This is a genomic window from Corynebacterium amycolatum SK46, from assembly GCF_000173655.1.
GTDB lineage: Bacteria > Actinomycetota > Actinomycetes > Mycobacteriales > Mycobacteriaceae > Corynebacterium > Corynebacterium amycolatum_A.
Genome location: NZ_ABZU01000011.1, coordinates 1 through 23794, shown reverse-complemented (window position 1 = coordinate 23794; position 23794 = coordinate 1). Strand labels below are relative to the sequence as shown.

Below are 23794 nucleotides of genomic sequence, written 5' to 3'. Positions count from 1 at the left end.
CTCGGCACTGTCGACTCGCAGCAGACCTCGTCGTAAAGCACAAACGCGCACGTAACTCTTGCCAACTTTACTGCGTGGACAAGGCGACATCTACCACTTCGAGAAGACGTCCGCGCAGAACATCGGCACGCGCGCTGAGCTCACGCTGGCGGCGGACGTACTCTGCCTTGCCCTCGGGAGTTTCGATGCGAATAGGCGCAAAACCCCAATCCCGCAGATCATAGGGAGCGGCGCGCATATCCAACTCACGGGCACTACACGCGAGCTCGAAAGTATCCACCCACAGGTCGCCGGGGACCGCCTCGCCGAGCTTGGTCGCCCATTTATACAAGTCCATGTTGGCGTGGAGACAACCCATCTGCTCACAGTACGGCTGTGTCTCGCGCGTCGGTGCAAACTCGTTGAGCGGCACGGCATCGGGCGTGAAGAAACGGAAGGCATCGAAGTGCGTACATCGAACCGTGTGGGCCTCGACGACCTCGTCCGTGCCTGCCTGACCAAGCCGCAGGGGCTCCGGATGACGATGCTCGGGCTGGCGATACACCATCGCCCACTCATGCAGCCCAAAGCAGTCAAAGTGCGCTGGATTCGCGCGCGTCGAACGCAACAGATTGCCGATGTACGCCACCGTCTTACCTCGCTTATCGACGTACGCCGAAACATCCATGCGTGCCGTCCCGGAGGCGGTATCGGTGGGCTCCTTGCTGGCAGGACTGTCGGTAGCGCCGTCCGTGTCGAGGGTAAAAAACTTCAGGTGACTGATGTCCTTGGCCGTCGCACCGGGAAGCTCTACGCCGATGCCCGGTGACCAGCGGCGGAGTTGACCGGGCTTCACGGGGTAGTACTCGAAGATGAAGTCCCAGACCGGGTGGCGCTGGCCGCGACTGCGACGGGACAGGTGGTCGCGGGTCAGGACATCGACGCGGGCGATATGCCTTGCCTTAGCATCACGCCAATCGAAAGACGAATCGGGCGTAGGCGTCACTGCTGGCGTCCCTGCGTGCTGCCCGGTCGGGTCCGGGGCTGGTTCACGGTCGAGTGCTGCTTTGGCGCACCGCTGCGACGTGGGGAGACCTCGTGGGTCCAGTCGCGCACGACACCGACCTGCTCCTCGATGAGGTCCTCCAGAGCCACGATGCCGATCTGCTCCGCGCCGGAGAAAGCCCCGGTCTTCGGCGCGATACTTGCCGGGGCGTTTGCGCGCAGGTGCGGCTTTGGCATGCGAGCGCGTACAGCCACTGCCATGTGGGCGCTGTAGCGGCGCATGATACGCAGGGCCTCGTCCAAAGTGGCCTCGATGGGGATTTCAATCATCGGACGGATTTCACCATCGGGAATGACGGTCTCCGGGCCCGAGGCCGGATCCATAACGCGGTCGAGGACATCCTTGACGTGAACATAGCCACGGTACTCGTTGGGTTCATTGTTGGCCGCAGCGACGGGGAACCGGGAGAAGCCAGTTTCGGTGACCGCCGTCTCTAGGTCGCCCACAGTCGGTGCGGTGGGGACGCGCCGAATCTGCTCGTGCGGAATCAGCACCTCCTCAATGGTGCGCGTGGCCGAAGCCAGCGTGCGACGAAGACGGACGTGCTCCTCGCTGTCGAGTAGGCCCTCTTGACGAGATTCGGCGATCATCGACGCCAACTCAGTTGAGTCCACAGTGGTGTCGAGCTCATCGCGCTGTTCAATGCCGAACAGCTTCAGCGTATGCCGCGCTAACCAGTTAAACAGCAGCAACAGCGGTTTGGTCAGCTTGTAGAAAACCATGTGAACCGGAATAAGCAGCATGGCCACTGTCTCTGGGCCGGCTAGGGAAATGTTTTTTGGAACCATTTCGCCGAGCATGATGTGCAGCACCGACACCAACAGCAACGCAATGGCGAAACTCAGCGGGTGTAGCAGTGATTCCGGAATACCCATGGCGTGGAAAGGAGCTTCCAGCAGATGTGCCAGCGCCGGTTCAGAGACCTTACCCAGCAGCAGCGAGGCAATGGTGATGCCCAGCTGTGCGGCGGCGAGCATCATCGACAGGTGCTCAGAAGCATTGATAACTGTGCGAGCGCGCTTCTTTCCCTGAGCCAGCAGCGCTTCCAAACGGTCACGGCGAGCAGCAATAAGTGAGAACTCCGCGCCCACGAAAAACGCGTTGACCAACAGCAAGAAGAAAGTCAGGAGGATTCCAAACCAGTCACTCATAGGTTGAACATCTCCTTAGCTCGCTCGTTGGTCACAGGAATCAAAATGGCACGGTCGACGCGGCGGTCATCCATCGCTAGAATGCGGGCATACCAGCGTCCGGCGATACCCGATTCGAACTCGTCCATGAAGTCGCGTTCCGTCTCTGGGAGCAGGACGACGTCACCGACCTCCGGGATGCGACCGAGCGCAAACATAATCAGGCCACCGAGCGTTTCGAAGCTGCCTTCTGGGGCGAAGTATCCGACCTTGGTCGGCAGCTCGTCGGTACGCACGAGGCCGGAGCAGTTCCAGCCTTCGATTGCGCGTTTGACTTCCTGCTCGGACTCCTTGTCGTCGTACTCATCCCAGACCTCGCCAAGAATTTCCTCGACGACGTCCTCGATGGTGACAATGCCGGCGATACCGCCGTACTCATCGGCGACCAGCGCAATCTGCGAACCGGCCGAACGCACGGCCTCCAGCACGGCATCGCCGTCCAGAGACTGCGGCAGCGTCGGCACGGGCCGTGCAATCTCCCGCATGGTGGTGGTTGAGCGTTTCGCCGCAGGCACCGCGAATGCGTCCTTGACGTGGACGACACCGACAGTGGCATCGAGGTCGCCGTCAGTGACGGGGAAGCGGGAGTGCCCTGAATCGATCGCAACAGCCAGCAGGTCCAGCGCCGTGTCATCGACATCGAGGGAGGTAATCGTCGACCGCGGCGTCATTAGGTCCTCCGCAGTGGTCTCGCCAAAGCGTAACGACGACTCCAACACGGCGGCCTTCGACTCATCCAAAGCACCCTGTTCTGCAGAGTTGCGAACCAGTGCCTCCAACTCCTGCGGGGAACGCGCTGATGCTAACTCATCCGCGGGTTCAATGCCGAGCTTGCGCACCAGCCAGTTCGCGGAGGTATTCAGCGCCTGAATGAAGTAGTGGAACACCCAGTTAAACGCCATGACCGGACGCGCCGTAACACGCGCCACCGCTAGCGGCTGCGTAATAGCGATGTTTTTTGGTACCAACTCGCCATAGACCATCGACAACATCGTGGCCACAATCAACGCAAGTATCAGAGCCGTTGGACCGGCCGCGGACTCACCGAGCCCCATCCATTCCAACATCGGCGTGAAGTATTGAGCCAGTACAGGTTCAGCGAGAAAGCCAGTTGCCAACGTTGTCAGCGTGATGCCGAGCTGTGCACCGGAGAGGTGAAAAGAAAGCCGATTATGCGCCTTGTGAACGGACTCGGCGGCGGCGTCTGCAGAACGGGAACGATCGCTGTCAATCGTCGAACGTTCCAGCCCTGTCAGCGCGAATTCAAATGACACAAAGAGGCCGGTGCCGGCGGTCAGAGCAATAAAGCCGACAACCGCGACAATATTGAGAACAATATCCACTGATTATCTCTTCTTCTTTTTCCCACGTTTGGGGCGGTGCACTCGACCGCCAGCACGATTCTTCCCGCTTGCCGACGGGCCACCTCGCCTGCGGTAACCGGCACCACTAGCACCGCCTGCCGATTGGCTCTGATCTTGACGAGCCCGGCGCGGACGTCGTGCGCCCAGTTCCTTGACAAAACGCGGCAGCCCCGGAGCTGCACGCAGCTTTTCAGCTTCAACGCCGGCTCCAGCCAGCAGCTCACGGGCCTGATCAACTTGGCGATTACGCACAATCATCGCCACCGTGCCGGAAGCACCAGCACGAGCTGTGCGACCCGAGCGGTGAATGTACGTCGCGGAATCTCTTGGCGGATCCGCGTGCACAACCAAGTCAAGAGCATCGATATCAATGCCACGAGCGGCCACATCCGTGGTGACGAGGACATTGATTTCACCGTCGGCAAAGGCCTTGAGGACCGCACGACGAGTTGCCTGGCCGCGATCGCCGTGGAGGAAACCTAACTTGATGTCGTAGAACTGTAGAAACTTAGCCAGCTGCACGACACGCGCCTTAGAGTTGGCGAAGATGACGCACTGATCCTTGCGGGAGGCAATCCAGGCGACCACTTCGTCTGCCTCGGCGTTGTCCTCCACGCGCAGCAGCAGATGGCGCATGTTGCGCATGGTCAACCGAGATGCGGTGACCTTGTGCTTCGCGATTTCGGTGTCTCTTGTACGGCGATCGCGAATCAGGTCCGCGGCATCGTCGTTAATCGTGGCGGAAAAAACCATGCGCTGTGCCGCCTTGGGGCACGCACGGACTAGGCCCAGAACATCAGGCAGAAAGCCCATGTCAGCCAGCATGTCCGCTTCATCAACGACGACAGCGAGGACGTGCTCAAGGCTGAGTACGCCGCGGCGGCGCAAATCGTGTGCACGCCCCGGAGTGACCACAGCGATGTCGACGGGGGCAGCGAGCAGTGTCTGCTGCTTAACGACGGAGTCGCCACCGACCAAGCTCAAGACACGCAGACCTGCAGCGGCACCGATGTCGGCGAGGACATCAGCAATCTGATCTGCAAGTTCGCGCGTCGGCGAAATGATTAGCGCCCGCGGGTAGCCGGGAAGCGCTGGAGAGGCGTTTTTGAGTAACGCGACCAGCGGAATGCCGAATGCGAGCGTTTTGCCCGAGCCTGTGGGTGCCTGTGCAAGAACGTCCTTGCCAGCGAAAGCATCTGGCAAAGTCGCCACCTGCACGGCGGTGGGCGAAGTTATGTGCTGGGCACGCAGAATACTCACAATTGCTTCCGGCGTGCCCAACTGTCTGAAATCACTGGACTCAGCAGGAGGGGGCATGCTTGTTAGAATACCGCTATCCCCGGACTGCCATGCAATAGGCACGTCCGGTGGACTGGAAAACTACCGGCGCATGAGGTTTACCAACCGCGACCGGGTTGCGCATAGGCCTCGCGCTCAAGAACGGCGGCTCGACGGAAGATGTTGCGGATGGATTTGAGCTCTGCATCGCTGGCCGTGGACATATTCTCTTCAAGGACCTCGAGAGCCTGCTGAACACTGTCAACATACTCGGGGTTGGAATATACTTCCGCCCATTCCGCAATCGTGGAATCCCCATCAACTAGGGATCTTCCTTGCAGTGTCAGCTCGGCTGCAATCCACATTTCGGCGACGATACTGGTCACGGCGACCCGATATGGGTTGAATGCGCTACAGGAAGAATGCACATCCAGCAAAAGCTGCGTGATAGTTGTCGGCTCGATGTCCTCGAGCGCCGAAGAAGCCTCTTCCAGCGCGTTATTGCTCAATTCCAACGCACGCACCAGTGCTTCCTGCGCGACCGATGACCAAAGGACTTGTTCCTTAGCGCAGGGTGCTTTGGTTGCCAGATGCGACAGGACTGGGAAAACCTGGTGCAAGTACCAGGCCTCTTGCGCTACGAAGAAGTTGGTTTCCTCCGAGGAGAGGTCGCCGCGGAGCAACGTGGGGACGCTGAACATTCCGCCAATCTCGGCAACGATGTCCTCGATGTCCCGCCACAGCTGGGAAGTAAAGGGGCCCGCCGGAGCAATCTGGAGTGAGTGGCCGAAGAAGGATTCCAACTCCTTCGGCGTCTGCTCAGTGTCAGTGCCTTCGATGGCCTCCGGGGAAAAACTGGAGTTCAGATGCACTGGTTGCATTCGGCGAAGCGCGACCTTTTCCAGGCGACGAGCCCTGTGGCCGTGGTCAATGGGGCCGTGCCCCTGGCCGACGTTGAGGTTATCCGCGAAACGAATGGACTCGCTGAGCCAGCGCGTAGTCCAGCGCAGGGCATCATTGATCGCAGAGCCCCCACCAATCCGTGTGGCAAGAGCAGCGGACAGCGAACAGCCCGTGCCATGGGTGTTCTCAGTGTGAATGCGGGGAGAAGAGCTGAAGAAAACCTGGCCATCGGGGAATGCCACGGCATTTCCGGCTTCCTCATCACTTAAGTGACCAGTCTTTGCAATCACGATGACATCGTTTTCGCTCGCGAACTCCAGCGCCTGCTCAATCAGCTCAGTGAAGTCGCTGGCCTCCGGGGCGTCGGCAAGCAATGCCAGTTCGGGAACATTCGGCGTGATGACGGTGGCTTCCGTGACCAGGTCACGCATTGCGTCCATAGCATCTTCGTCAAGTAGACGGTCGCCGGAGGTGGCGACCATAACCGGATCGAGAACTACCACGGCTGGCTTGGTCTCCCGAACCCAGTTGGTGACGGCCTGCGTGAGTTCGCGTGAACCCAACATGCCAATCTTCACCGCGTCGATGGTGACATCCTCGGTTACAGCAGCCAGCTGCTCGACGAGGAAGTCAACAGGTGGGGTGTGGACGGCACGAACGCCCACGGTGTTCTGAGATACCAAAGCGGTGACCACGCCCATGCCATAACCACCGGCGGCGGCAATTGATTTTAAATCGGCATGGAGCCCAGCTCCACCGGTTGGGTCTGTGCCGGCGATGGAAAGAACCCGTGGCACAAAATCAGGCTTTGCCTTCTTGGGAAATGGCATCTCAGACCCCTTTTAACTTCAAAAGCGTGAAGCGACAGACTTCGACACTACGCTTCAACCTCGGAGCGGTCGCCAGACCAGAGGGTGTGGAAAGCACCCTCGCGGTCAACACGCTGGTAAGTGTGCGCACCGAAGTAGTCACGCTGCCCCTGAACCAGTGCTGCCGGCAGATGCTCCGCACGCAGGCCGTCGTAGTAAGCCAGCGAGGAGGAGAACACCGGAGCCGGGATACCCATCTGTGCTGCAGTGACGACAACGTCGCGCCACGCGTCGAGGCACTCGGTGACCTGGTCACGGAAGTACTCGTCGAGTACCAGCGCCGGCAGCTCCGGATTGCGGTCGTACGCTTCCTTGATTCGGTTCAGGAACTGTGCGCGGATGATGCAGCCACCACGCCAGATGGTCGCCAGCGCACCGCGGTCAATTTCCCAGCCATACTCCTTGGCGCCAGCGTTAATCTCATCAAAGCCCTGCGAGTAGGCAATGATCTTGGAAGCGTAAAGGGCCTTACGGACGCGCTCCACAAAAGCATCGCGATCTTCCGGAGCCTTAGCCAGGCTTCCCGACGGCAGGTTGCGGGCAGCCTCACGCTGAGCAAGGGAAGACGACAGGGCGCGAGCGAACACGGCCTCTCCAATACCAGTTACTGGAATGCCCAAGTCCAAAGCGGCCTTGACCGTCCAACGGCCGGTGCCCTTCTGACCAGCGGCATCCACGATGACATCCACCAGCGGCTTGCCGGTCTTCTCATCGACCTGAGAGAGAACCTCAGCGGTGATCTCGACCAGGTAGGAGTCCAGGTCGCCCTTGTTCCACTCGCGGAAGATATCTGCAATCTCGGCAGGGGTGAGGCCAGCGGCCTCGCGCAGCAGGTGGTAGGCCTCGCCGATGACCTGCATATCCGCGTACTCGATACCGTTGTGGACCATCTTTACAAAGTGGCCAGCGCCATCGGAGGAAATGTGAGTACAGCACGGAACGTCATCAACGTGAGCGGAGATGGACTCCAGAAGCGGACCGAGGGACTCGTAGGACTCCTTCGTGCCACCCGGCATGATGGATGGGCCGGTCAGAGCGCCTTCTTCACCACCGGAAATACCAGTGCCAACGTAGTGCAGGCCGCGGGCGCGAATAGCCTTCTCGCGACGGATGGTGTCCGTGTAAAGAGAGTTACCGCCATCAATGATGATGTCGCCGGGCTCCATCACGTCGGCAAGCTGATCGATGACCGCATCAGTAGCGGCACCTGCCTGAACCATAATCAGAGCGCGACGCGGGCGCTCCAGCGAAGCGACGAACTCTTCAATGGTCTCGGACGGGATGAATGAGCCTTCATCACCGTGTTCAGCGATGAGGGTGCGAGTTTTCTCCGGGCTGCGGTTGTACACGGCAACGGTGTGCCCCTTGTGGGCAAAGTTGCGTGCGATATTCGAGCCCATGACGGCGAGCCCGACGACACCAATTTGTGCGAGTTCATTGTTATCGGTCATGCCCACCATCTTAAAGCCTGGCCAGGGTTCGTTGTATCTGGGACTCAGAAATTGTTACTGCTTTTAACGTTAAAACTGCAACGAGTGATGGCGTGCGCTGGCACAATGTTTGGCATGACTGACGAGACTATTGCGAATAATGGCAGTTCACAGGACTCTAACTCTGCAGCTTTCGCCGCCGAGCAGGCGAAGAGGAAGGCGCTGCGCAAGTATATGACGCTGGCGATGAAGGCTAGCCAGGAAGCGCTGAGCGATGAGGACCTGACTGTTTTTAACAGCACCTTGGGCGATAACGGAATCGGCGGTCTAGATACTTTGCTGGGCACGAAGTGTGTCCATGTCGGGCCGGAGCGAATTCAGATGGAGCTCGAGGTCGGGCCCGACCACCTGCAACCGTGGGGCCTAGCCAATGGCGGTGTTTACTGCTCGCTAGGTGAGACTGCTGGCTCTATTGCTGGTTTCGTTGCCTGCGGTGCGAAGAAGCCGGTCGTCGGTGTGAACAACAACACCGATTTTTACCGCTCCGCTCGAGCTGGCGAGGTAATCGTTACCACGGCGGAGCCAGAGTACCTGGGACGCACCATGCAACTGTGGCGCATTGAGCACACCCGCAAGGCAGATGAAAAACTTCTGGCCCGCACCAACCTACGAATTGCGGTACTCGACAAGCCGCTGTAGCAAATCGTTATAGGTGGTGACGGGCCCGGTAGGAAGCTAGCAGGTGGCTTGCCTTGATTAGCGGTTTTCTAATCTGGCCACCTGCAAGTTAACTACTTGTTCTTGTTTGCGCGGCGTTCGCGGCGGGTGTCGCGAACCTCCAGCGGCAGATCCTGCTCAGCCTTGTCCTTGTTGAACTCGGCCAGGCGGTCGATGGCGTTGCGTGCGTACATCTGCTGGCGGGTGGAAACCATCTGCCAACGGTTGCGGTCCAGGACGTTCAGGCCCCAGCTGACGCAGGAGACGAAACGGTTGCGGAAGCCCACGAGGAACATCAGGTGGACGGCCAGCCACAGGACCCAGCCGATAAAGCCGGTGACCTCAACCTTGCCCATCTTCGCCACTGCGGAGAAGCGGGAGACGGTTGCCATGGAGCCCTTATCGAAGTATTCGAACGGCTGACGCTCCGCGACATCGCGGCCGTCTGCCTCGGCAGCAATGTTCTCAGCGACGTACTCGCCACCCTGAATAGCAACCTGAGCAACACCCGGCAGGTTCTCGCGGTTGGACATGTCGCCCACGACGTAGACGTTCTTGTAGTCACCAGCTGTCATGTCCTCGTTGACAACGACACGGCCAGCGCGGTCGGTCTCGGCGCCGGTCTGCTCGGCAATCATCTTGCCCAGCGGGGAAGCGGACACGCCGGCGGACCAAATCTTGCAGAACGACGGGATGAACTCCTCGGTTCCATCCTTCATGTTCTTGTAGGTGACGCCCTCTTCATTGACGTCAGTCACCATCGCGCCCAGCTTGACGATAACGCCCATCTTTTCCAGCGACTTCTGAGCCTTGCGGCCCAGACGCTTGCCAAACGGCGGCAGAACCTGCGGTGCGCCGTCGAGCAGGACGACGCGTGCAGCGTGCGGGTTGTAGCTGCGGTAGGACGATGCAAGGGTACGGTTAGCCAGCTCGGCCAGCTGGCCAGCAAGCTCAACACCAGTCGGGCCGGCGCCGACAACGACGAAGGTCAGCAGGCGCTCGCGCTCAGCCGGATCGTCGGTCAGCTCGGCGCGCTCAAACGCGCCGATGATGCGGGCACGGATTTCGAGTGCGTCGTCGATGTTCTTCATGCCCGGAGCAAACTCGGCAAAGTGATCATTGCCGAAGTAGGACTGGCCAGCGCCAGCGGCAACCAGAAGGTGGTCGTATTCCCACTTGGAAGTCTGGTGACCCAGTTCCGAAGTCACAACCTGCTTTTCGACGTCGATGTCGGTGACATCGCCCTTGACAACACGAACGTTCTGAACACCGTCGAAGATGGTGCGAGTGGACGGAGCGATTTCGCCCGAGGACAGGATGCCCGTTGCTACCTGGTAGAGCAGTGGCTGGAACAGGTGGTGGTTAGTGCGGTCGATGAGAGTGACGTCGACTTCGGCGCCCTGCAACTTCTTCGCCGCGAACAAGCCACCGAAACCCGAACCGATGACGACCACGTGCGGGCGTCCGGAGTGCGGGCGGTACGGAGTCTCGGTCATGTATTTTCTCCTCACAGACTTTAAAGTTCTCGAAGTTTTAGATTCGGCTTTTAGCCGGCAAGCCACAATAGTAATCCTCTCGGTGTGCCACCGCCTATTCTGGGTGCCTGCGCGGTAGGCTGCGAGAGCAAACTCAGTTCGTTATTCGTACCTTTATGCGGCGCGATTGTTAGGAGGTTCGGGCAGGGTGAATTCGGCAAGCCGGCAGGCAATTGACGCAGAGCGATGGCCTCGGGTTGCGCGTATTCCAGAGGGGCGTTTTCTAGCGAAACGTGCCGAAATGATGGAACGCTCTTTTGAGCGGCTCTGCCAGGACAACGGCATTGAACTGGTCGAATCCGGTGAGTTTGTCGGAGAGTCCTTCATTACTCGGTCGACGGGTGACACCGATTTGGCTATCGACGGAGTCGGTGGTGTCAGCTCTAGCGGCGGCAGTGAATCTTCCACTAGTTCTGAATCGTTTCGTCCAGTCGTTTTCAGCGTCATTGATCCTGTTTTTTATTCTCGACTAGCTGATTCAGAATGGCTCGGATTGGGGGAGGCCTATCTCGCGGGCGAATGGTCCAGTGATGATTTGCCAGAGCTTCTCAGCCGACTGCTCAGCGCCGAGTTTGATATTGCCTCGTTGGGGCCGCTGGCACGAGGTCTGATGAAGGTTGCGCGTTCACGCCCGCGTCTCGATGGGCCCGATATGGCGGGAGAGTTGCCGACCTCATTGCTGGAGCTCTATTCCGGCGAATTGCTGATGGGCGGTTCTGGTCTGTTCGCCTCCGGAGTGCGAACCTCGTCGCGGGAACAGATTCAAAACTATGCCCGTGGTGCGGGCAAGGGTGGGGTTCCCTCGCACTGGTCAGTTGACGTGACTTATGTCGATGCCCCGAAATCCGTCGCGCGTGCCGATTTTCTGCATGCCCAGGTGCGCAATATTGAGCACTTGCTCGATCTTGCTCGAGTCCGGGCCGGCGACCGCGTGGCCGAATGGCCGTCGGCAGGCGGAGAAATTGCCCTTCGAGCTGCAGAAAGGGGAGCGGGCGCGGAGGTTATTACCGTCTCTGATGACCACACCGACACGGTGCTGGAACGGGTGGAAAAGGCCGGATTGCGCGGCGCGGTCGATGTAATCCAGATGGATCGCAACATTCCGTCGCCACGCGAATTCGAGTCCGACTTCGAGGCGGTTATCAACGTCGGGCGTCTGGAGACCTTCGGTCGTGCAGGGGCGTTGCGCTGGCTGAAGAACGCCGAGCGTTTGCTTGTCGATCGCGGCACCATCGTCGTCCAGATGGTGGTAGCGACGGAAAAATTCGATGCGCTCGCCGAGCGCAGCTTGGACCTCGTACGCGCTTACGTGTGGCCGCAGCTGCAGCTTTTCACCATGGAAGAGCTACGCAAGATGGTGGACCGGGAAACCGGCCTGCGCATCGCGGCGGAAGAGTACATTCCGGCGCACTTCGCGACGACTCTGCAGCTCCAGCGCGATTTCTTTGCGGCCCATGCGCGCGAAGCCGCTGGTATCGGCTACGACAGAGTGTTCCGGAGGATGTGGAATTACTACCTGTCGCTGTTTGAAGCGCTCGTGCGAGCAGAGAAAGTCACGCTCGTACAGGTCGAGCTCGTGCATGCGCCACGCAGGCCTCACTAGCAGCGGGCAGCTCCGAATGCGTTGGAGGTTCGCCAGATAAATAAGGCTTGCAAAAATAAATCACGTTTTTGGGCAAAACCACCTCAAAGGAGGTGTTTAGGGTCTAAAAACGAAACTATGAACGCACAGAGCACCACACGTACTGCAGACATTGTTGTCGTCGGCGCCGGACTTGCCGGATTGGTCGCGACGTATGAGGCCACGCAGGCCGGTAAGAAGGTCATTCTTGTCGATCAGGAGAATGCCAACAACCTCGGCGGGCAGGCTTTCTGGTCGCTCGGAGGGATCTTTCTCGTCGACTCGCCAGAGCAGCGCCGCCTGGGAGTCAAGGACAACCGCGAGCTCGCTGAAGCTGATTGGTTCAACTCCGCGCAGTTCGACCGCGAGGAAGACAATTGGGGACGCAAGTGGGCCAAGGCCTACCTGAACTTCGCGGCAGGGGAGAAGCGTGACTACCTCCGCAATCTCGGCGTGAAGTTCCTGCCTGTCGTCGGGTGGGCTGAGCGCGGTGAGGGGCGTGCCGACGGTCACGGCAACTCGGTACCCCGATTCCATCTCACCTGGGGCACAGGCCCCGAAATCGTCCGCGTTTTCGCAGAGCCAGTCGCCGAAGCTGCGAAGAAGGGCCTGGTGGAATACTGCCATCGCCACCGCGTTGACGAGGTGATCGTCGAAGATGGCCGCGCCGTCGGCGTGCGTGGCAAGATTCTGGTTCCCTGTGAATCTTTAGAGCGAGGAGTGGCGTCGTCACGCGAGGAAACAGGGGAGGACTTTGAGATCCGCGGGTCGGCCGTATGCATTGCGACGGGTGGTGTTGGCGGCAACCTGGAAGCCGTGCGTAAGTGCTGGCCGACCGAGCGCCTGGGTGAGATGCCGAAGGATATGGTCTGCGGTGTGCCAGAGCATGTTGACGGCCGTGGCATCGAGATTGCAGAGCAGGCCGGCGCAAACCTGGTCAACCGTGACCGCATGTGGCATTACACCGAGGGCATGAAGAACTGGGATCCGGTGTGGCCGAATCACGGTATCCGTATCATCCCGGGGCCGTCGGCCATGTGGTTCGACGCAGAAGGAAATCGCCTGCCTGCGCCATATATTCCGGGCGCGGATACTGTCGGCACGATGAAGCACATTCTGGCTACCGGACACTCTTACTCCTGGTTTGTGCTGAATAAGAACATCGTGGCCAAGGAGTTCATTTTCTCTGGCTCGGAACAGAATCCGGATCTGACCGATAAGGAGATCAAGAAGCTGATTGGCAAGGTGACCTCTGGTGTCGCCGCACCGATTCAGGCGTTTATGGATAACGGCGAAGACTGGGTGGTTGCCGACAATCTGCCGACGCTGGTCGAGGGAATGAACGAGATCGTGAAGGCGAGTTCGGGCGGGGAGTCCGGAGCCGCAGCGCCGAAGATTGACCTGGAGAAGCTCGAGGAACAGATTCGTCAGCGCGACATGCAGACCGGTAATCCCTTCTCCAAGGACTACCAGGTCAATTACGTCAACGTGGCCCGAAACTTCCTCGGAGACAAAATCATCCGCTCCGTGCCGCCATCACCGATTTTGGATCCGAAGAACGGCCCGCTGATTGCTATTCGTCTGCGCATGCTGACCCGCAAGACGCTCGGTGGCATCGAGACGACCCTCGACGGCCAATGCTTGCACCCGGACGGAACTCCCTTTGAGGGGCTCTACGCCGCAGGCGAGGCCTCTGGCTTCGGTGGCGGCGGCGTCCACGGCAACAACGCGCTGGAAGGTACATTCCTGGGCGGCTGTATTTTCAGCGGCCGCCAGGCAGGCCGCGCGATGGCGGAAGTGGTTAAGTAGCTCCCGCATACCGCACGGTTCGGTGCAAGAATCCGCTACTACTCCAGCCCGATGGAGAATGCACTTTCCAGGTCGTGCTGCGAGTAGGTGCGGAAAGCCAGCTGAGTCTGAGTGCGAATGACACCGTCGACCTTGCTGATGAGGTTTGGAATGATTTCCGCCAGATCATCGTGATTAGTTGCGCGCACCACGACGACCAAGTCCCAGTCACCAGTAACGGAGTAGACCTCAGTCACGCCGTCGATTTCGACGATGGTCTCGGCGGCCTCCGGAATCTTGTCAGCTTCGACATCGATGGACACAATTGCGGTAATCAAACTCATGGCTGCCTTTCCTCGGAGTTTAAGCGCGGGGCCCGCTGAATAGCGTGGCCCGGACCGCAAGATACGCAAGATTACTCAAGATACTGCGAGATACTGCGGTCCGGAATTTCATTTCTGTCACGATTCTACTGATTTCCAGGAAACAGCCTGGAGGATCCGGACGAAAGGCGGTAAAAAGGGCGCTATGACACAAACCGCATTTCAGTCCAACCCAGTCCAGCTTTCCGGAGACCTGCCTCAGGTGGGCAACAAGGCTCCGGAGTTTACCCTCACCGGTGGTGACCTCGGTGAGGTCACCAATGAGACCTTCGCTGGTAAGAAGGTCGTCTACAACATCTTCCCGTCGGTAGACACTGGTGTTTGTGCAGCTTCGGTGCGTCACTTCAACGAGGACGCTGCTGGGCTGGACAACACCGTCGTGGTTAATGTTTCCCGTGACCTGCCGTTCGCTCTCGGCCGCTTCTGCGCTGCAGAAGGCCTGGACAACGTTGAGGTTGCCTCGGACTTCCGCCACGGCTTCGGCGAAGCCTTCGGTGTTGTCCAGCAGGATGGCCCGCTCGCTGGCCTGCTTGCTCGTGCCGTAGTCATCGCTGACGAAGAGGGCAAGGTCATTTACAACCAGCTGGTCGATGAGATCACCACGGAGCCGGACTACGACTCCGCGCTGGCTGCACTGAAGTAATTAACTAACTAGCTTTCAGCAGCAAGTAACCAGCTGGAATCGACGGGGCTCGTCGGCGCGCTCGCTAGGCTGTTGCCTGGCGGACTTCGCCGACGAGCTCTTCTAGTACGTCCTCCAGCGCAACGATTCCGTTGACAGAGCTCTCCGAAGTACTATTTTCCTCCGTCACCAAGGCGAAGTGAGCCTGCTCGCGCTGCATAAGCCGCATGACCGACTGGAGCTTGGCATCAGGGCTGACGCTTGCGAAGGTGCGAATCAGATTCCGCGGGAAAGGTCGGTCGCGGTGACCGTCGTCAAGCGAGAGCAAATCCTTGACGTGAATGTATCCGATGAAGCTGCCGTCGGTATCAGTGATGGGGAAACGGGAAAAGCGCGTGCGTGCGCTGAGCTCTTCGATGTCGGCGACGGTGGCGTCGGGGCCAATGGTGACGAGGGTGTCGCGTTCCATAGTGACATCCGCGGCGGTGAGATGCTCGAAGCCGAGAGCTTTGTGGAGGAGCGCGAGCTCGTCATTGTCGAGAAGCCCCTGGCGCCCGGACTCGGCGACGAAATCCTGCACCTGACTAGCGGTGAAGGAGGAATCGACCTCGTCCTTCGAGTGGCGCGGAGAACCTTGCGAACCACGATGTTCGCGGTCGTATTCATCGCCCAGATAACCGGTTTGAGCACCCGCACGATCACATACAGCGGAATAGCCACGAACTTCGCCGTCGGACTGGGGGCCGCAATAGCGATGTTCTTCGGCACCATTTCGCCAACAACCATGTGTAAGAATGTGACAATCAGCAGCGCCAACACCAGCGCAACCACGTGGGCGGTGCCCGCGGGGAGTCCCAGTGCTGTCATATAGGGCTCGAAGAAGTGCGCAATCGCAGGCTCACCGACGGCACCAATGAGCAGGGAACAGGCGGTGATACCCAGCTGTGTTGCCGCCAGGGAGACCGACACGTTCTCGATACCGCGCAGCGCGTACTTTGCGCTGGTAGAGCCGCTGACGGCATCCGGTTCAATTTGATCGCGGCGAGCCGATACCATCGCAAATTCAGCGGCGACAAACCAGGCATTGAGGGCTAACAGCAAAATAAGAGTAAGTAGTGGCATGATTTAGCCCTCCTTTTCGCTGTTATGCTCGACGTGGTTGTGATTGGTGCCGTCCTGGTGAGCGCCTTCATTCGTGTGCGCGACCTTGTTGCCGGCGCGGTCCACCTGGACGCGAATACGGCCAACGCGGTGACGTGCCATGCGCTCGACGCGAAAAGCGACTTCAGCGGTGGTAGGCAAGTTCTCCTCATTGAGGTTTTCGTGGTCGGTGGCTTCGACCGTGACAGTGTCGCCGAAGCGAGGCATGCGGTCTAGGCGTTCGGTGATAAATCCACCAATCGTGTCGGATTCTTCGCCCTCCGGCAGGACCAGGTTTAGGATCTCTCCCAACTCATCAGGGCGCATGAGACCGGAAACAATCACCGTATTGGGGCTAATCCGGCTGTAGAGCAACGAACGATCGTCCTGTTCATCGTCAATTTCACCGACGATTTCCTCGACGAGATCCTCCAACGTCACAATGCCGTCCGTGCCGCCGTACTCATCGACGACCACCGCGAACTGGTATGCATCCTCACGCAGTTGACGCATCAGCGGATCAAGTGTGGTCGAGTCGTTCACCACGAGTACATCTTTGGCCAGGCTCGCAGCCGACGTCGTCAAGCGTTGTGCGTGTGGCACGCTGAGCAGGTCGGTGTAATGCACCACGCCGCGAATGTCGTCGACACTGTTGCCAACGACAGGGAAGCGGGCGTGCCCAGAGTCCGCGACGACCGTCAGCATCTCTGCGACGCTCTGATCTTCGATAAAGATAATCTGCGTGCGTGGCGTCATCACATCAGCCGCCGTGCGCTCGCCGAACTCAATCGATCGCGCCACCAACTCTGCGGTCTGCGGGTTAATCTTTCCTTCATCGCTAGAGTGCGTGACGACGGCACGGAGTTCCTCCGCTGTCCTGGCACTGGCAACCTCTTCCTCAGGGGAAAAGCCGAGCCGTTTTAGCACCCAATTAGCCGCGCTGTTGAGTAGCCAGACCAGCCAGCCGAATGCGAACATGAAGGCATTCTGTGGTCTGACCACGAGGTTTGCGACTTTAGTGGGCTCGGCGATGGCCCAGTTTTTGGGGACGAGTTCGCCAAAGACCATTTGAGTGAAGGTCGCGATAATGAAAGCGCCCGTAGTGCTGATTGCAGTGACGGTGGCGGGAGAGATGCTCGTGCCACCAAAAGCGGCTTCCAGGAGCACGCCCAGGGAAGGTCCGGTCAGGAAACCAGCAACAAGGCTGGTGACTGTAATGCCCAGCTGTGCGCCGGAGAGGTTTGTAGAGGTGCGTGATAGAGCTCGGTCTACTAAATATGCGGACTTTGAGCCGGCGTTTGCGGCCTTCTTGACGTCGTTCCTATTAACCGTGAGGTAGGAAAACTCGACAGCAACGAAAGTTGCGTTGGCGAAAACGAGAAAAAGAAAGACCGCTAATACGATGAGCGCGGATACAATCACGCGGCATCACCTGAAGTGTTTGCTGCGGTCGCTGAGGATGCTGCGGTTGCTACGGTGATTGCGCTTACTGTGGCTACAGTGAGCCTGTCTACGTTGGCTCGAGGCTCAGGGTCGTCGGACGAGTCAGGTCGATCTGACGTGTCGGTTCTGTCTGAACTACTGGATGTGTCTGAGAAATCAGGCATGGGGGAATCTTACTAAAAATTTCTGAATTCTGACGGCAATGGCGCATCGGCGGTAATGGGGAGGGCGGGACTCTAAGGCCAAAATGTCATAATGTATATTATCGGACAAATATTGAAAGTGGTCAGCCCTGGGGTTTTCTGGGATTCCAGAGCTGTCGCCTTTTCTGTCGCTATGTTTTACCTCGGCGCTTAATCTGCGCCGTCGAGCTTATTGCTCATTGGCCTTGGTGTCCGCTGCAAGCTCATCTGCGTTGCGGACGGCAATCTCTTCCCGCAGTCGCTTGTTCTGCCACAGTGTCATGCCAATCAGAAATATGCCGACAGCCACGAGCCACCACACACCCTTGTAGGCCACGAATGCAATGAAGATAATCAGTAGCACCATTCGCACCTTTCGTGCGAGCAACATTGCTTCGTAGGTGTTCATATCGTTGTGACTCCCAACTAGCCCACCAAAATTGTTTTTAGCGGGGCTTCTGTGGTGTGTGACTGAATGGGCTTATTACGTCACAGTGACGAAAAAGGGCATATTTTCGCTGGCTAGGAGCCTCTTTCGGATTAGCTCCGCTGCGATTCTCTTTAGATGGCGGTGCCTGCCAGCTGAAACCTACGCGTCCTGCTTCTCCGCGACAATGCGTAGATTCAGTTCGCCGTTCTCCTCGATGGATGCAGCTACAAACTGTGGCAGGCGCACGTTGTAATCCAGGCGGTTGATTGGCAGAGTGCCCGACAGTAAAACCAGGTTTTCGGTACGAGCAGCCTTCATTGGCACGGTGACATCATTGGTGACACCGCGGATGGTCAGGCGTCCCGGAATCTCGATATTCGCCCACTGACCGTTATCTGGAATGCTTGAAATATCGAGCGGCTCTGCAAGCTCAAACTTAGCTTCTGGGTACTGCTCAACGCTGAAAATATTGTTGCGGACATTGATGTCACGACGTTCAATATCGCTAGTCAGAGTTGCCATGTCAACAACAATGGATGCGTCCTCAAGCTTATTGTCAGCAACCTTTAGCTTGCCGGTGACATCGTGGGTCGAGCCGGACGTCGTCCTCCTGCTGCCCGGCAGTACTTCGTTAAAAGTAAAGCCAACGGAGGTGTTCTGCGAGTTGTCGCCACCGACAATCTTCCAGGTGCCATTCGCATCAGTCGTTGCTGCAGGCAGCTCCGTGGCCTCGAAATCCCCAGTACGCACCCCTTCATGCGTGAAAACGCGATACAAAACTGGCCCCACAATAACAATTGCGAGCGCAACAACTGCAACGGCTATCAAAGTAATAATTGACTTACGGACACCAGAATTCATAGTGCTCATCCTATCCTTTTAATCCGCTATGGGATAAACCGTTCCACCTCACGCGTTTTCATAATCAATTCCTGCGTAATCTCCTGCAGGACGGCGGTCTCCATGCCGTCGTCAAGCGCGGTGCGCAAGTCTTCGGCGAGACAACGTACTTCGAAGAGCCCGTCCCCTATTCGCTTTACGACGTCATCGCCCGCCGGCCTGCTCGTGGCATCGGTGGCGGTCTTCAGCGTGAGATCCGAATTGATTCGCTCGGCGATTGGCCTGGAGGCGCCTTTTGCTACGCCGGTGCGTTTTTCATACGCGCGCTGCCGGCAGGCTTGGCTGCAGAATTTGCGACGGCGACCGCGGATGGCGACCTCCATTTCGCGGCCGCACCACTGGCAATTGGCGGTAGTTGTGCTCGGCTTTTGATCTGACACAGAAGTCAATTATGGCATGAATACAGATTAAGGCGTTATAATGTGTGGTCTAGTATTTCTACCAAAGGGGGCACGTTCCACATGGCAGATCGAGTTCTTCGTGGCAGTCGCATGGGCGCCGTTTCGTATGAGACCGATCGCGATCATGACCTCGCGCCGCGAATGATGGTCCGCTACCGCACTGAATCCGGTGAGATCTTCGAGGTCCCATTCGCGGATGACGCGGAAATTCCAGGTGAATGGCTGTGCAAGAATGGTCAGATTGGTGAGCTGGTTGAAGGCGAAGGCACTGAGGCTAAGCCGGTGAAGCCGCCGCGGACTCACTGGGACATGCTCCGTGAGCGCCGCTCCATTGAGGAGCTTGACGTGCTGCTGGATGAGCGCGTTGACTTGCTGCGCAAGCGTCGTCGTAACGCCGCTCGCCTGCTGAAGGCTCAGAAGGAAGCCGAAGAGGCAGAGAAGAACGCTTAAGATTTGAGCTGGTTAGGTTCGAGCTTTAGAGCTTTGTAGCCGTCAATCAAACACTGAAGTTCGGGTCCGGATAAGGTTGTGCTCCTTATTCGGGCCCGTTTTTCCTTTATGGCTAGCGGCGGCGGACCGAGCCGAGTTACTGACTGCGGGCCGCAATTTTTAGGGTTGCCCTACTTGCGGAATCGCTGCTTAATCTCGTGACCGGCCAGGCGACCAATCTCCGACCCCAGGTTTTTCACCTGCTGCGAGCGGTGCTTGAATCCCCATTTGGTGACCTGCAGCAGAGACTGCTTCACAAAGCTGCCATCCATCTTGGACTCGCCGTACTCGCGCTCAGTAAAGGTGATCGGAACCTCTTCCACCAGGAAACCCGCCTGTACAGCCTCAAAGGCGAGCTCGGTCTGGAATAGGTACGCAGCCTTGCCAATGCTCTCGAGGTCGAGGGTCTCGAGAACTTCCCGTCGATAAGCACGGTAGCCAGCGGTGATATCCGAGATGCCCGCGCCGAGCGCCAGCGAGATGTAGAGGTTGCCGCCGCGGGAGAGAACCTGACGGCTCATTGGCCAGTTGACGGTCTTGCCGCCCGGAATGTAGCGGGAACCGATGACGACATCGGCGCCGTCCTCGAGCTTCTCCAGCAGCAGATGGAACTGCTCTGGTGCGTGGGAGCCGTCGGCATCCATCTCGCAGAGAACCTCGTAGTCGCGCTCGAGACCCCAAGCGAAGCCCGCGCGGTACGCACCCCAGAGACCGCCCTTGCCCTCGCGGTGCAGGACGTAGATGTGCTCTTCGCCATTGTTGTCGGCCTTGTCAGCGGCAGCGATTTCATCGGCGAGCTCACCGGTGCCGTCTGGTGAAGAGTCATCGACAACCAAAATGTCGACGCTCGGCTCCGCTGCGCGCAGGCGTGCAATCACGCCCGGCAGGTTTTCCCGCTCGTTGAAAGTGGGAATGACAACCAGCGTCGACTCATTTAGGGCAGTCACTCGTGATTCTCCTTAGTGCATGTTCTGCTCAGTATCCCGGCCATCAACTTCATCTGCGCCTGCCCTGGCATCTCCGCCACGGCGACGCAGGACGGCACCAACCACACAAAGAATACCGAATGCAGTCAGTAGACCTTCAATCCACGTCCCGAAGCGGGCTGCAATAGTCAGGTGGGAGTACTGCGGCAAAGTCTCGGTGAGTACCTTCTGCTCGAAGATTTTGCTCTGCTTTACGACGTCTCCGTGCGCATCCACAATAGCGCTCACACCGCTGGTTGCGGCGACGGCCGTGGCGCGTTGGAACTCCATGGCCCGCATGCGGCTCATGGCCAGCTGTTGGTAGGTCATGTCGGTGAAACCGAAGGTGGCGTTGTTTGTGGGTGTGGCCAGCATGGTTGCGCCGTGGTTGACCGCGTTGCGGAAGGCACCGTCGAAGACCACTTCGTAACAGGTAGCCACGCCTAGATTGACCTTCTTTAAACCATCTGTGCCTGGCGTTGTGACCACGGCATCGCCGTTGCCCGGAGTCATGTCTCCGGCGTGAGCGACCATGTCGGAAACGTGGCGCAGCAGTTCGCGGAATGGCATGGTCTCGCCGAAGGGCTGGAGATAGATTTTCTCGTGCTGGTCGCCGGGGCCGGTCTGCGGATCCCAGACCACCATGGTGTTTTGCACCCCATTGGTGTAGGTAAAGGTGCCGACCACGATGGGAGCGCCGATGTTCATCGCGGCATTTTCGATAATGCGTGCCGCTTCCCCATCCGTAAACGGGCTGACGTCGGAGGAGTTTTCAGGCCAGATAACGATGTCCGGTTGCTGTTCCTTACCTTGGTGGACACGTCGTGCCAGCTCATTGGTGGCATCGGCGTGGTTTTGCAGGACTGCGCGGCGCTGGGCATTGAACTCTAAACCGAGGCGAGGAACATTGCCCTGGATAACCGCGACACGGGTGTTATCAGCGGCCGTAGGCTCAGGCAGCGGTTGGGTCCACGCAGGAAGAGCCCAGCCGATGAATAACGCCCCCACCAAAAGCGCGGCGGAGGTTGCGTAGGAACGTAGCGTGAGCGCGACCAGTCCTGCACCAACGCAAGCAGCGAGGAAAGTGACCAATGCAGTGCTGCCGATCGCCACTGCTGGGGCCAACGGGCCGTCAACTTGCCCCCAGGCAACGCGGAGCCAGGGAAAGCCTCCGAAAGGCCAGCGGGCTAGCAGCGCCTCCCCCGCCACGAGCGCAGCGGCCATGCCAGGGAGCTTCAGCGCGAGGGGGAAACTGGATTGGGCAATCAGCCACATCGCAAGCGCCGCCGGAATTGCGAGGAGTCCCAGCACAATTGAGAGCGCCACGTAGGGGCCAATGCCGACGAAGGAGCCGATCCACGGCAGTGAGAAAAGTGCCGTCGCTGTTGCCCAACTAAAGCCCACCACGACGCTGGATTTCCAATCGGCTGCGCAGAAGTAGGCAAAAATGAGCAGGGCGAGGCCAATCCAGGCCGTCCACCAACAGCTCATGGGTGCATAGCTTAAGAATTGCAATCCACCAGCGAGGATTGCGATGAAGGCGAGAAGGAGGCGCTGCTTCAATAGCGTAAGCGCGCGAAAGCGCGCCAGCCAGCGATTCGGATTCTCCGGAGTGTCTTTCGAAGCGTCTTTCTGAGCGACGTTCCCGTGCTCGCTGGAGCGCGCTTGGCGGTTAGTGTGCACTTGTATAAGAGAGCTCTCTACGTTTGCGAGTTTTTGAGTTAGCGCTTGTCGCTGTCGTCCTGGTCATCATCCCAGGCGTTGTCCGGCGCCGGTGGCACGATTTTATCCTGTGGGAAGCTCTTGCCGTCCGTGCCCGGGAAACCACCAGAGAATCCAGGGAAACCCGAAAAACCGCCAGCACCAGCGCCAGCTCCTGTGCCTTGAGCACCTGGGTTCATGCCGTACTGAGAGACCACCATCATGCTGCGGTCACTGAAGTTGCGGAGCCCGTTGAGCAGTGCCACCGATCCGCTCTTACGAATCAGCCAGCGAGTCGGCGGCAGCACCATGAGAAAACCAACAACCGTGGAGACGACACCCGGCAGGGCAATCAGCCAGGAGCCAACCAACAGAATTGCCGAGTCTGCCACAAAGTGCCCCGCGCCCTTTGCCGAGCGCTTGATTGCCTCCTCCGGATGCTTCTGTCCGTACTCGGTAAGCGTACGAGAAGTATCCAGCAGTAACTTCTGGTAGATGCGCTTGAACTCGATGGCGGCAAAGACCAACCCCACAATGAACAGGCCCAAAACCAACAGGACGGTCCAGCCGTAGCCAATCCATTCACCAAGTGCGATAAAGGCCGCAATCTCGGCGATGAGGTAAATAATTGTGAACCACTTGCTCATAGTTCCCCAGTGTAACCGCCACCAGATGAGCAAGTGGTTACCGCTATCGGCCGGTCAGACGACGCCTAGCGGTCGCCTACCGGTCAGCTATCATTCGCCTAGCGGTCAGCGCGCTCCTCCAAGTCGCCCTCTGTATCCAGGTAGGTCTGGCGCAGCAGATCCATGCGTTCCTGGTCAGGGTTTTCCCACATACCGCGCTCGGCGGCTTCCATCAGGCGCTCGGAAATATCGTGCAGAGCCCACGGATTCGACTGTTCAAAGAACTCGCGGTTTTCCGGGTTCGCAACGTATTCGTCGGTAAGCGTTTCGTACATCCAGTCATCCATGACCTGCGCCGTCGCGTCGTAACCGAAGAGGTAATCGACCGTGGCAGCCATTTCGAAGGCACCCTTGTAGCCGTGGTTACGCATGGCCTGCATCCATCGTGGGTTGACTACGCGGGCTCGGAAGACACGTCGCGTTTCCTCGTGCAGGGTGCGGGTGCGCACGGCGTCCGGGCGCGTGGAATCGCCCACATACGCCTCCGGAGCGGAACCGGTCAGCGCACGGACCGTGGCAATCATGCCGCCGTGGAACTGGAAGTAGTCATCGGAGTCGGCGATATCGTGCTCACGGGTATCGGCATTCTTCGCGGCAACCTGAATACGGCGGTAAGCCGTCTTCATATCGTCAGCGGCCTCTTCTCCATCGACGCCACGACCATAGGCGTAGCCGCCCCAGGTCGTGTAGACCTTCGCCAGGTCCGCGTCAT

22 protein-coding genes and 1 pseudogene are annotated in these 23794 nt (G+C 58.7%); 5 read left to right on the top strand and 18 right to left on the bottom strand.

Translation table 11 applies throughout. The features are described from left to right. Window positions 1-67 precede the first annotated feature (67 nt). The 6 genes from CORAM0001_RS07855 to gndA form a co-directional block, all read right to left on the bottom strand. Window positions 68-985 carry a hypothetical protein gene (locus CORAM0001_RS07855; RefSeq protein ID WP_005511249.1) on the bottom strand — a complete coding sequence of 306 codons (918 nt, stop codon included), beginning with the start codon at window positions 983-985 and terminating at the stop codon, window positions 68-70. Then, entirely contained in the window at window positions 982-2196 is a 1215-nt protein-coding gene (locus CORAM0001_RS07850; RefSeq protein ID WP_005511251.1) for a hemolysin family protein, read from the bottom strand. The genes CORAM0001_RS07855 and CORAM0001_RS07850 overlap by 4 nt, the downstream gene beginning before the upstream one ends. Beyond that, a complete protein-coding gene (locus CORAM0001_RS07845) occupies window positions 2193-3578 on the bottom strand; it encodes a hemolysin family protein (RefSeq protein WP_005511303.1) in 1386 nt (461 codons plus the stop codon). Before CORAM0001_RS07845 ends, CORAM0001_RS07850 begins: the two co-directional genes overlap by 4 nt. A gap of 3 nt (window positions 3579-3581) precedes the next feature. Further along, window positions 3582-4916 (bottom strand): DEAD/DEAH box helicase, encoded by a 1335-nt coding sequence (locus tag CORAM0001_RS07840; protein WP_244262031.1) that lies wholly within the window; start codon window positions 4914-4916, stop codon window positions 3582-3584. An 80-nt stretch (window positions 4917-4996) separates the two neighbouring features. Beyond that, a complete protein-coding gene (locus tag CORAM0001_RS07835) occupies window positions 4997-6610 on the bottom strand; it encodes a bifunctional hydroxymethylpyrimidine kinase/phosphomethylpyrimidine kinase (protein ID WP_005511241.1) in 1614 nt (537 codons plus the stop codon). A 47-nt stretch (window positions 6611-6657) separates the two neighbouring features. After that, entirely contained in the window at window positions 6658-8100 is a 1443-nt protein-coding gene (gndA, locus tag CORAM0001_RS07830; protein ID WP_208854654.1) for an NADP-dependent phosphogluconate dehydrogenase, read from the bottom strand. A 114-nt stretch (window positions 8101-8214) separates the two neighbouring features. On the opposite strand from gndA, the gene CORAM0001_RS07825 reads away from it, so the two are divergent. Continuing rightward, window positions 8215-8778, top strand: coding sequence for a PaaI family thioesterase (locus tag CORAM0001_RS07825; RefSeq protein ID WP_244262030.1), 564 nt, complete (start codon window positions 8215-8217; stop codon window positions 8776-8778). A 92-nt stretch (window positions 8779-8870) separates the two neighbouring features. On the opposite strand, the gene CORAM0001_RS07820 is transcribed toward CORAM0001_RS07825, so the two are convergent. Continuing rightward, on the bottom strand, window positions 8871-10292 hold the full coding sequence (locus CORAM0001_RS07820) for an NAD(P)/FAD-dependent oxidoreductase (protein WP_005511262.1): 1422 nt from the start codon (window positions 10290-10292) through the stop codon (window positions 8871-8873). A gap of 187 nt (window positions 10293-10479) precedes the next feature. Between CORAM0001_RS07820 and CORAM0001_RS07815 the strand changes: the two genes are divergently transcribed. Then, on the top strand, window positions 10480-11934 hold the full coding sequence (locus tag CORAM0001_RS07815) for a class I SAM-dependent methyltransferase (RefSeq protein WP_005511255.1): 1455 nt from the start codon (window positions 10480-10482) through the stop codon (window positions 11932-11934). A 117-nt stretch (window positions 11935-12051) separates the two neighbouring features. Then, window positions 12052-13761, top strand: coding sequence for an FAD-binding dehydrogenase (locus CORAM0001_RS07810; RefSeq protein ID WP_005511315.1), 1710 nt, complete (start codon window positions 12052-12054; stop codon window positions 13759-13761). 38 nt (window positions 13762-13799) lie between these two features. Here CORAM0001_RS07810 and CORAM0001_RS07805 read toward each other — a convergent pair whose 3' ends face one another. Next, window positions 13800-14084: an Lrp/AsnC family transcriptional regulator gene (locus tag CORAM0001_RS07805; protein ID WP_005511316.1), complete on the bottom strand. Its 285-nt coding sequence runs from the start codon at window positions 14082-14084 to the stop codon at window positions 13800-13802. A 184-nt stretch (window positions 14085-14268) separates the two neighbouring features. On the opposite strand from CORAM0001_RS07805, the gene tpx reads away from it, so the two are divergent. Beyond that, the gene (tpx, locus tag CORAM0001_RS07800) at window positions 14269-14766 is read left to right on the top strand and encodes a thiol peroxidase (protein ID WP_005511308.1); all 498 of its coding nucleotides are present in this window, start codon (window positions 14269-14271) and stop codon (window positions 14764-14766) included. A gap of 64 nt (window positions 14767-14830) precedes the next feature. Here tpx and CORAM0001_RS11530 read toward each other — a convergent pair whose 3' ends face one another. The 6 genes and pseudogenes from CORAM0001_RS11530 to CORAM0001_RS07775 all read right to left on the bottom strand — a co-directional run bounded on the left by CORAM0001_RS11530 (window position 14831) and on the right by CORAM0001_RS07775 (window position 19229). Beyond that, window positions 14831-15325 carry a CBS domain-containing protein gene (locus tag CORAM0001_RS11530; protein ID WP_244262029.1) on the bottom strand — a complete coding sequence of 165 codons (495 nt, stop codon included), beginning with the start codon at window positions 15323-15325 and terminating at the stop codon, window positions 14831-14833. A gap of 110 nt (window positions 15326-15435) precedes the next feature. Continuing rightward, window positions 15436-15801 (bottom strand): annotated as a pseudogene (locus tag CORAM0001_RS11705) (CNNM domain-containing protein); the annotation flags it as partial. Window positions 15802-15870: 69 nt separating this feature from the next. Beyond that, window positions 15871-17307 carry a hemolysin family protein gene (locus CORAM0001_RS07790; RefSeq protein ID WP_005511284.1) on the bottom strand — a complete coding sequence of 479 codons (1437 nt, stop codon included), beginning with the start codon at window positions 17305-17307 and terminating at the stop codon, window positions 15871-15873. Window positions 17308-17700: 393 nt separating this feature from the next. Beyond that, window positions 17701-17919: a hypothetical protein gene (locus CORAM0001_RS07785; RefSeq protein WP_005511278.1), complete on the bottom strand. Its 219-nt coding sequence runs from the start codon at window positions 17917-17919 to the stop codon at window positions 17701-17703. Window positions 17920-18099: 180 nt separating this feature from the next. Next, window positions 18100-18810 (bottom strand): YceI family protein, encoded by a 711-nt coding sequence (locus tag CORAM0001_RS07780; protein WP_005511283.1) that lies wholly within the window; start codon window positions 18808-18810, stop codon window positions 18100-18102. 17 nt (window positions 18811-18827) lie between these two features. Then, complete coding sequence (locus tag CORAM0001_RS07775; RefSeq protein ID WP_076772504.1) at window positions 18828-19229, bottom strand: hypothetical protein; 402 nt, start codon at window positions 19227-19229, stop codon at window positions 18828-18830. A gap of 72 nt (window positions 19230-19301) precedes the next feature. Between CORAM0001_RS07775 and CORAM0001_RS07770 the strand changes: the two genes are divergently transcribed. Continuing rightward, window positions 19302-19691: an RNA polymerase-binding protein RbpA gene (locus tag CORAM0001_RS07770; RefSeq protein WP_005511311.1), complete on the top strand. Its 390-nt coding sequence runs from the start codon at window positions 19302-19304 to the stop codon at window positions 19689-19691. Window positions 19692-19861: 170 nt separating this feature from the next. Here CORAM0001_RS07770 and CORAM0001_RS07765 read toward each other — a convergent pair whose 3' ends face one another. From CORAM0001_RS07765 to CORAM0001_RS07750, 4 genes are all read right to left on the bottom strand, one after another. Then, window positions 19862-20677, bottom strand: a complete 816-nt coding sequence (locus CORAM0001_RS07765; protein ID WP_005511293.1) for a polyprenol monophosphomannose synthase — start codon at window positions 20675-20677, stop codon at window positions 19862-19864. Window positions 20678-20689: 12 nt separating this feature from the next. Further along, complete coding sequence (gene lnt / locus CORAM0001_RS07760; protein ID WP_005511260.1) at window positions 20690-22378, bottom strand: apolipoprotein N-acyltransferase; 1689 nt, start codon at window positions 22376-22378, stop codon at window positions 20690-20692. 38 nt (window positions 22379-22416) lie between these two features. Continuing rightward, window positions 22417-23043 carry an FxsA family protein gene (locus CORAM0001_RS07755; RefSeq protein WP_005511273.1) on the bottom strand — a complete coding sequence of 209 codons (627 nt, stop codon included), beginning with the start codon at window positions 23041-23043 and terminating at the stop codon, window positions 22417-22419. 98 nt (window positions 23044-23141) lie between these two features. Then, on the bottom strand, window positions 23142-23794 hold a 653-nt coding region (locus CORAM0001_RS07750; RefSeq protein WP_040361628.1), incomplete at its 5' end, for a cobaltochelatase subunit CobN.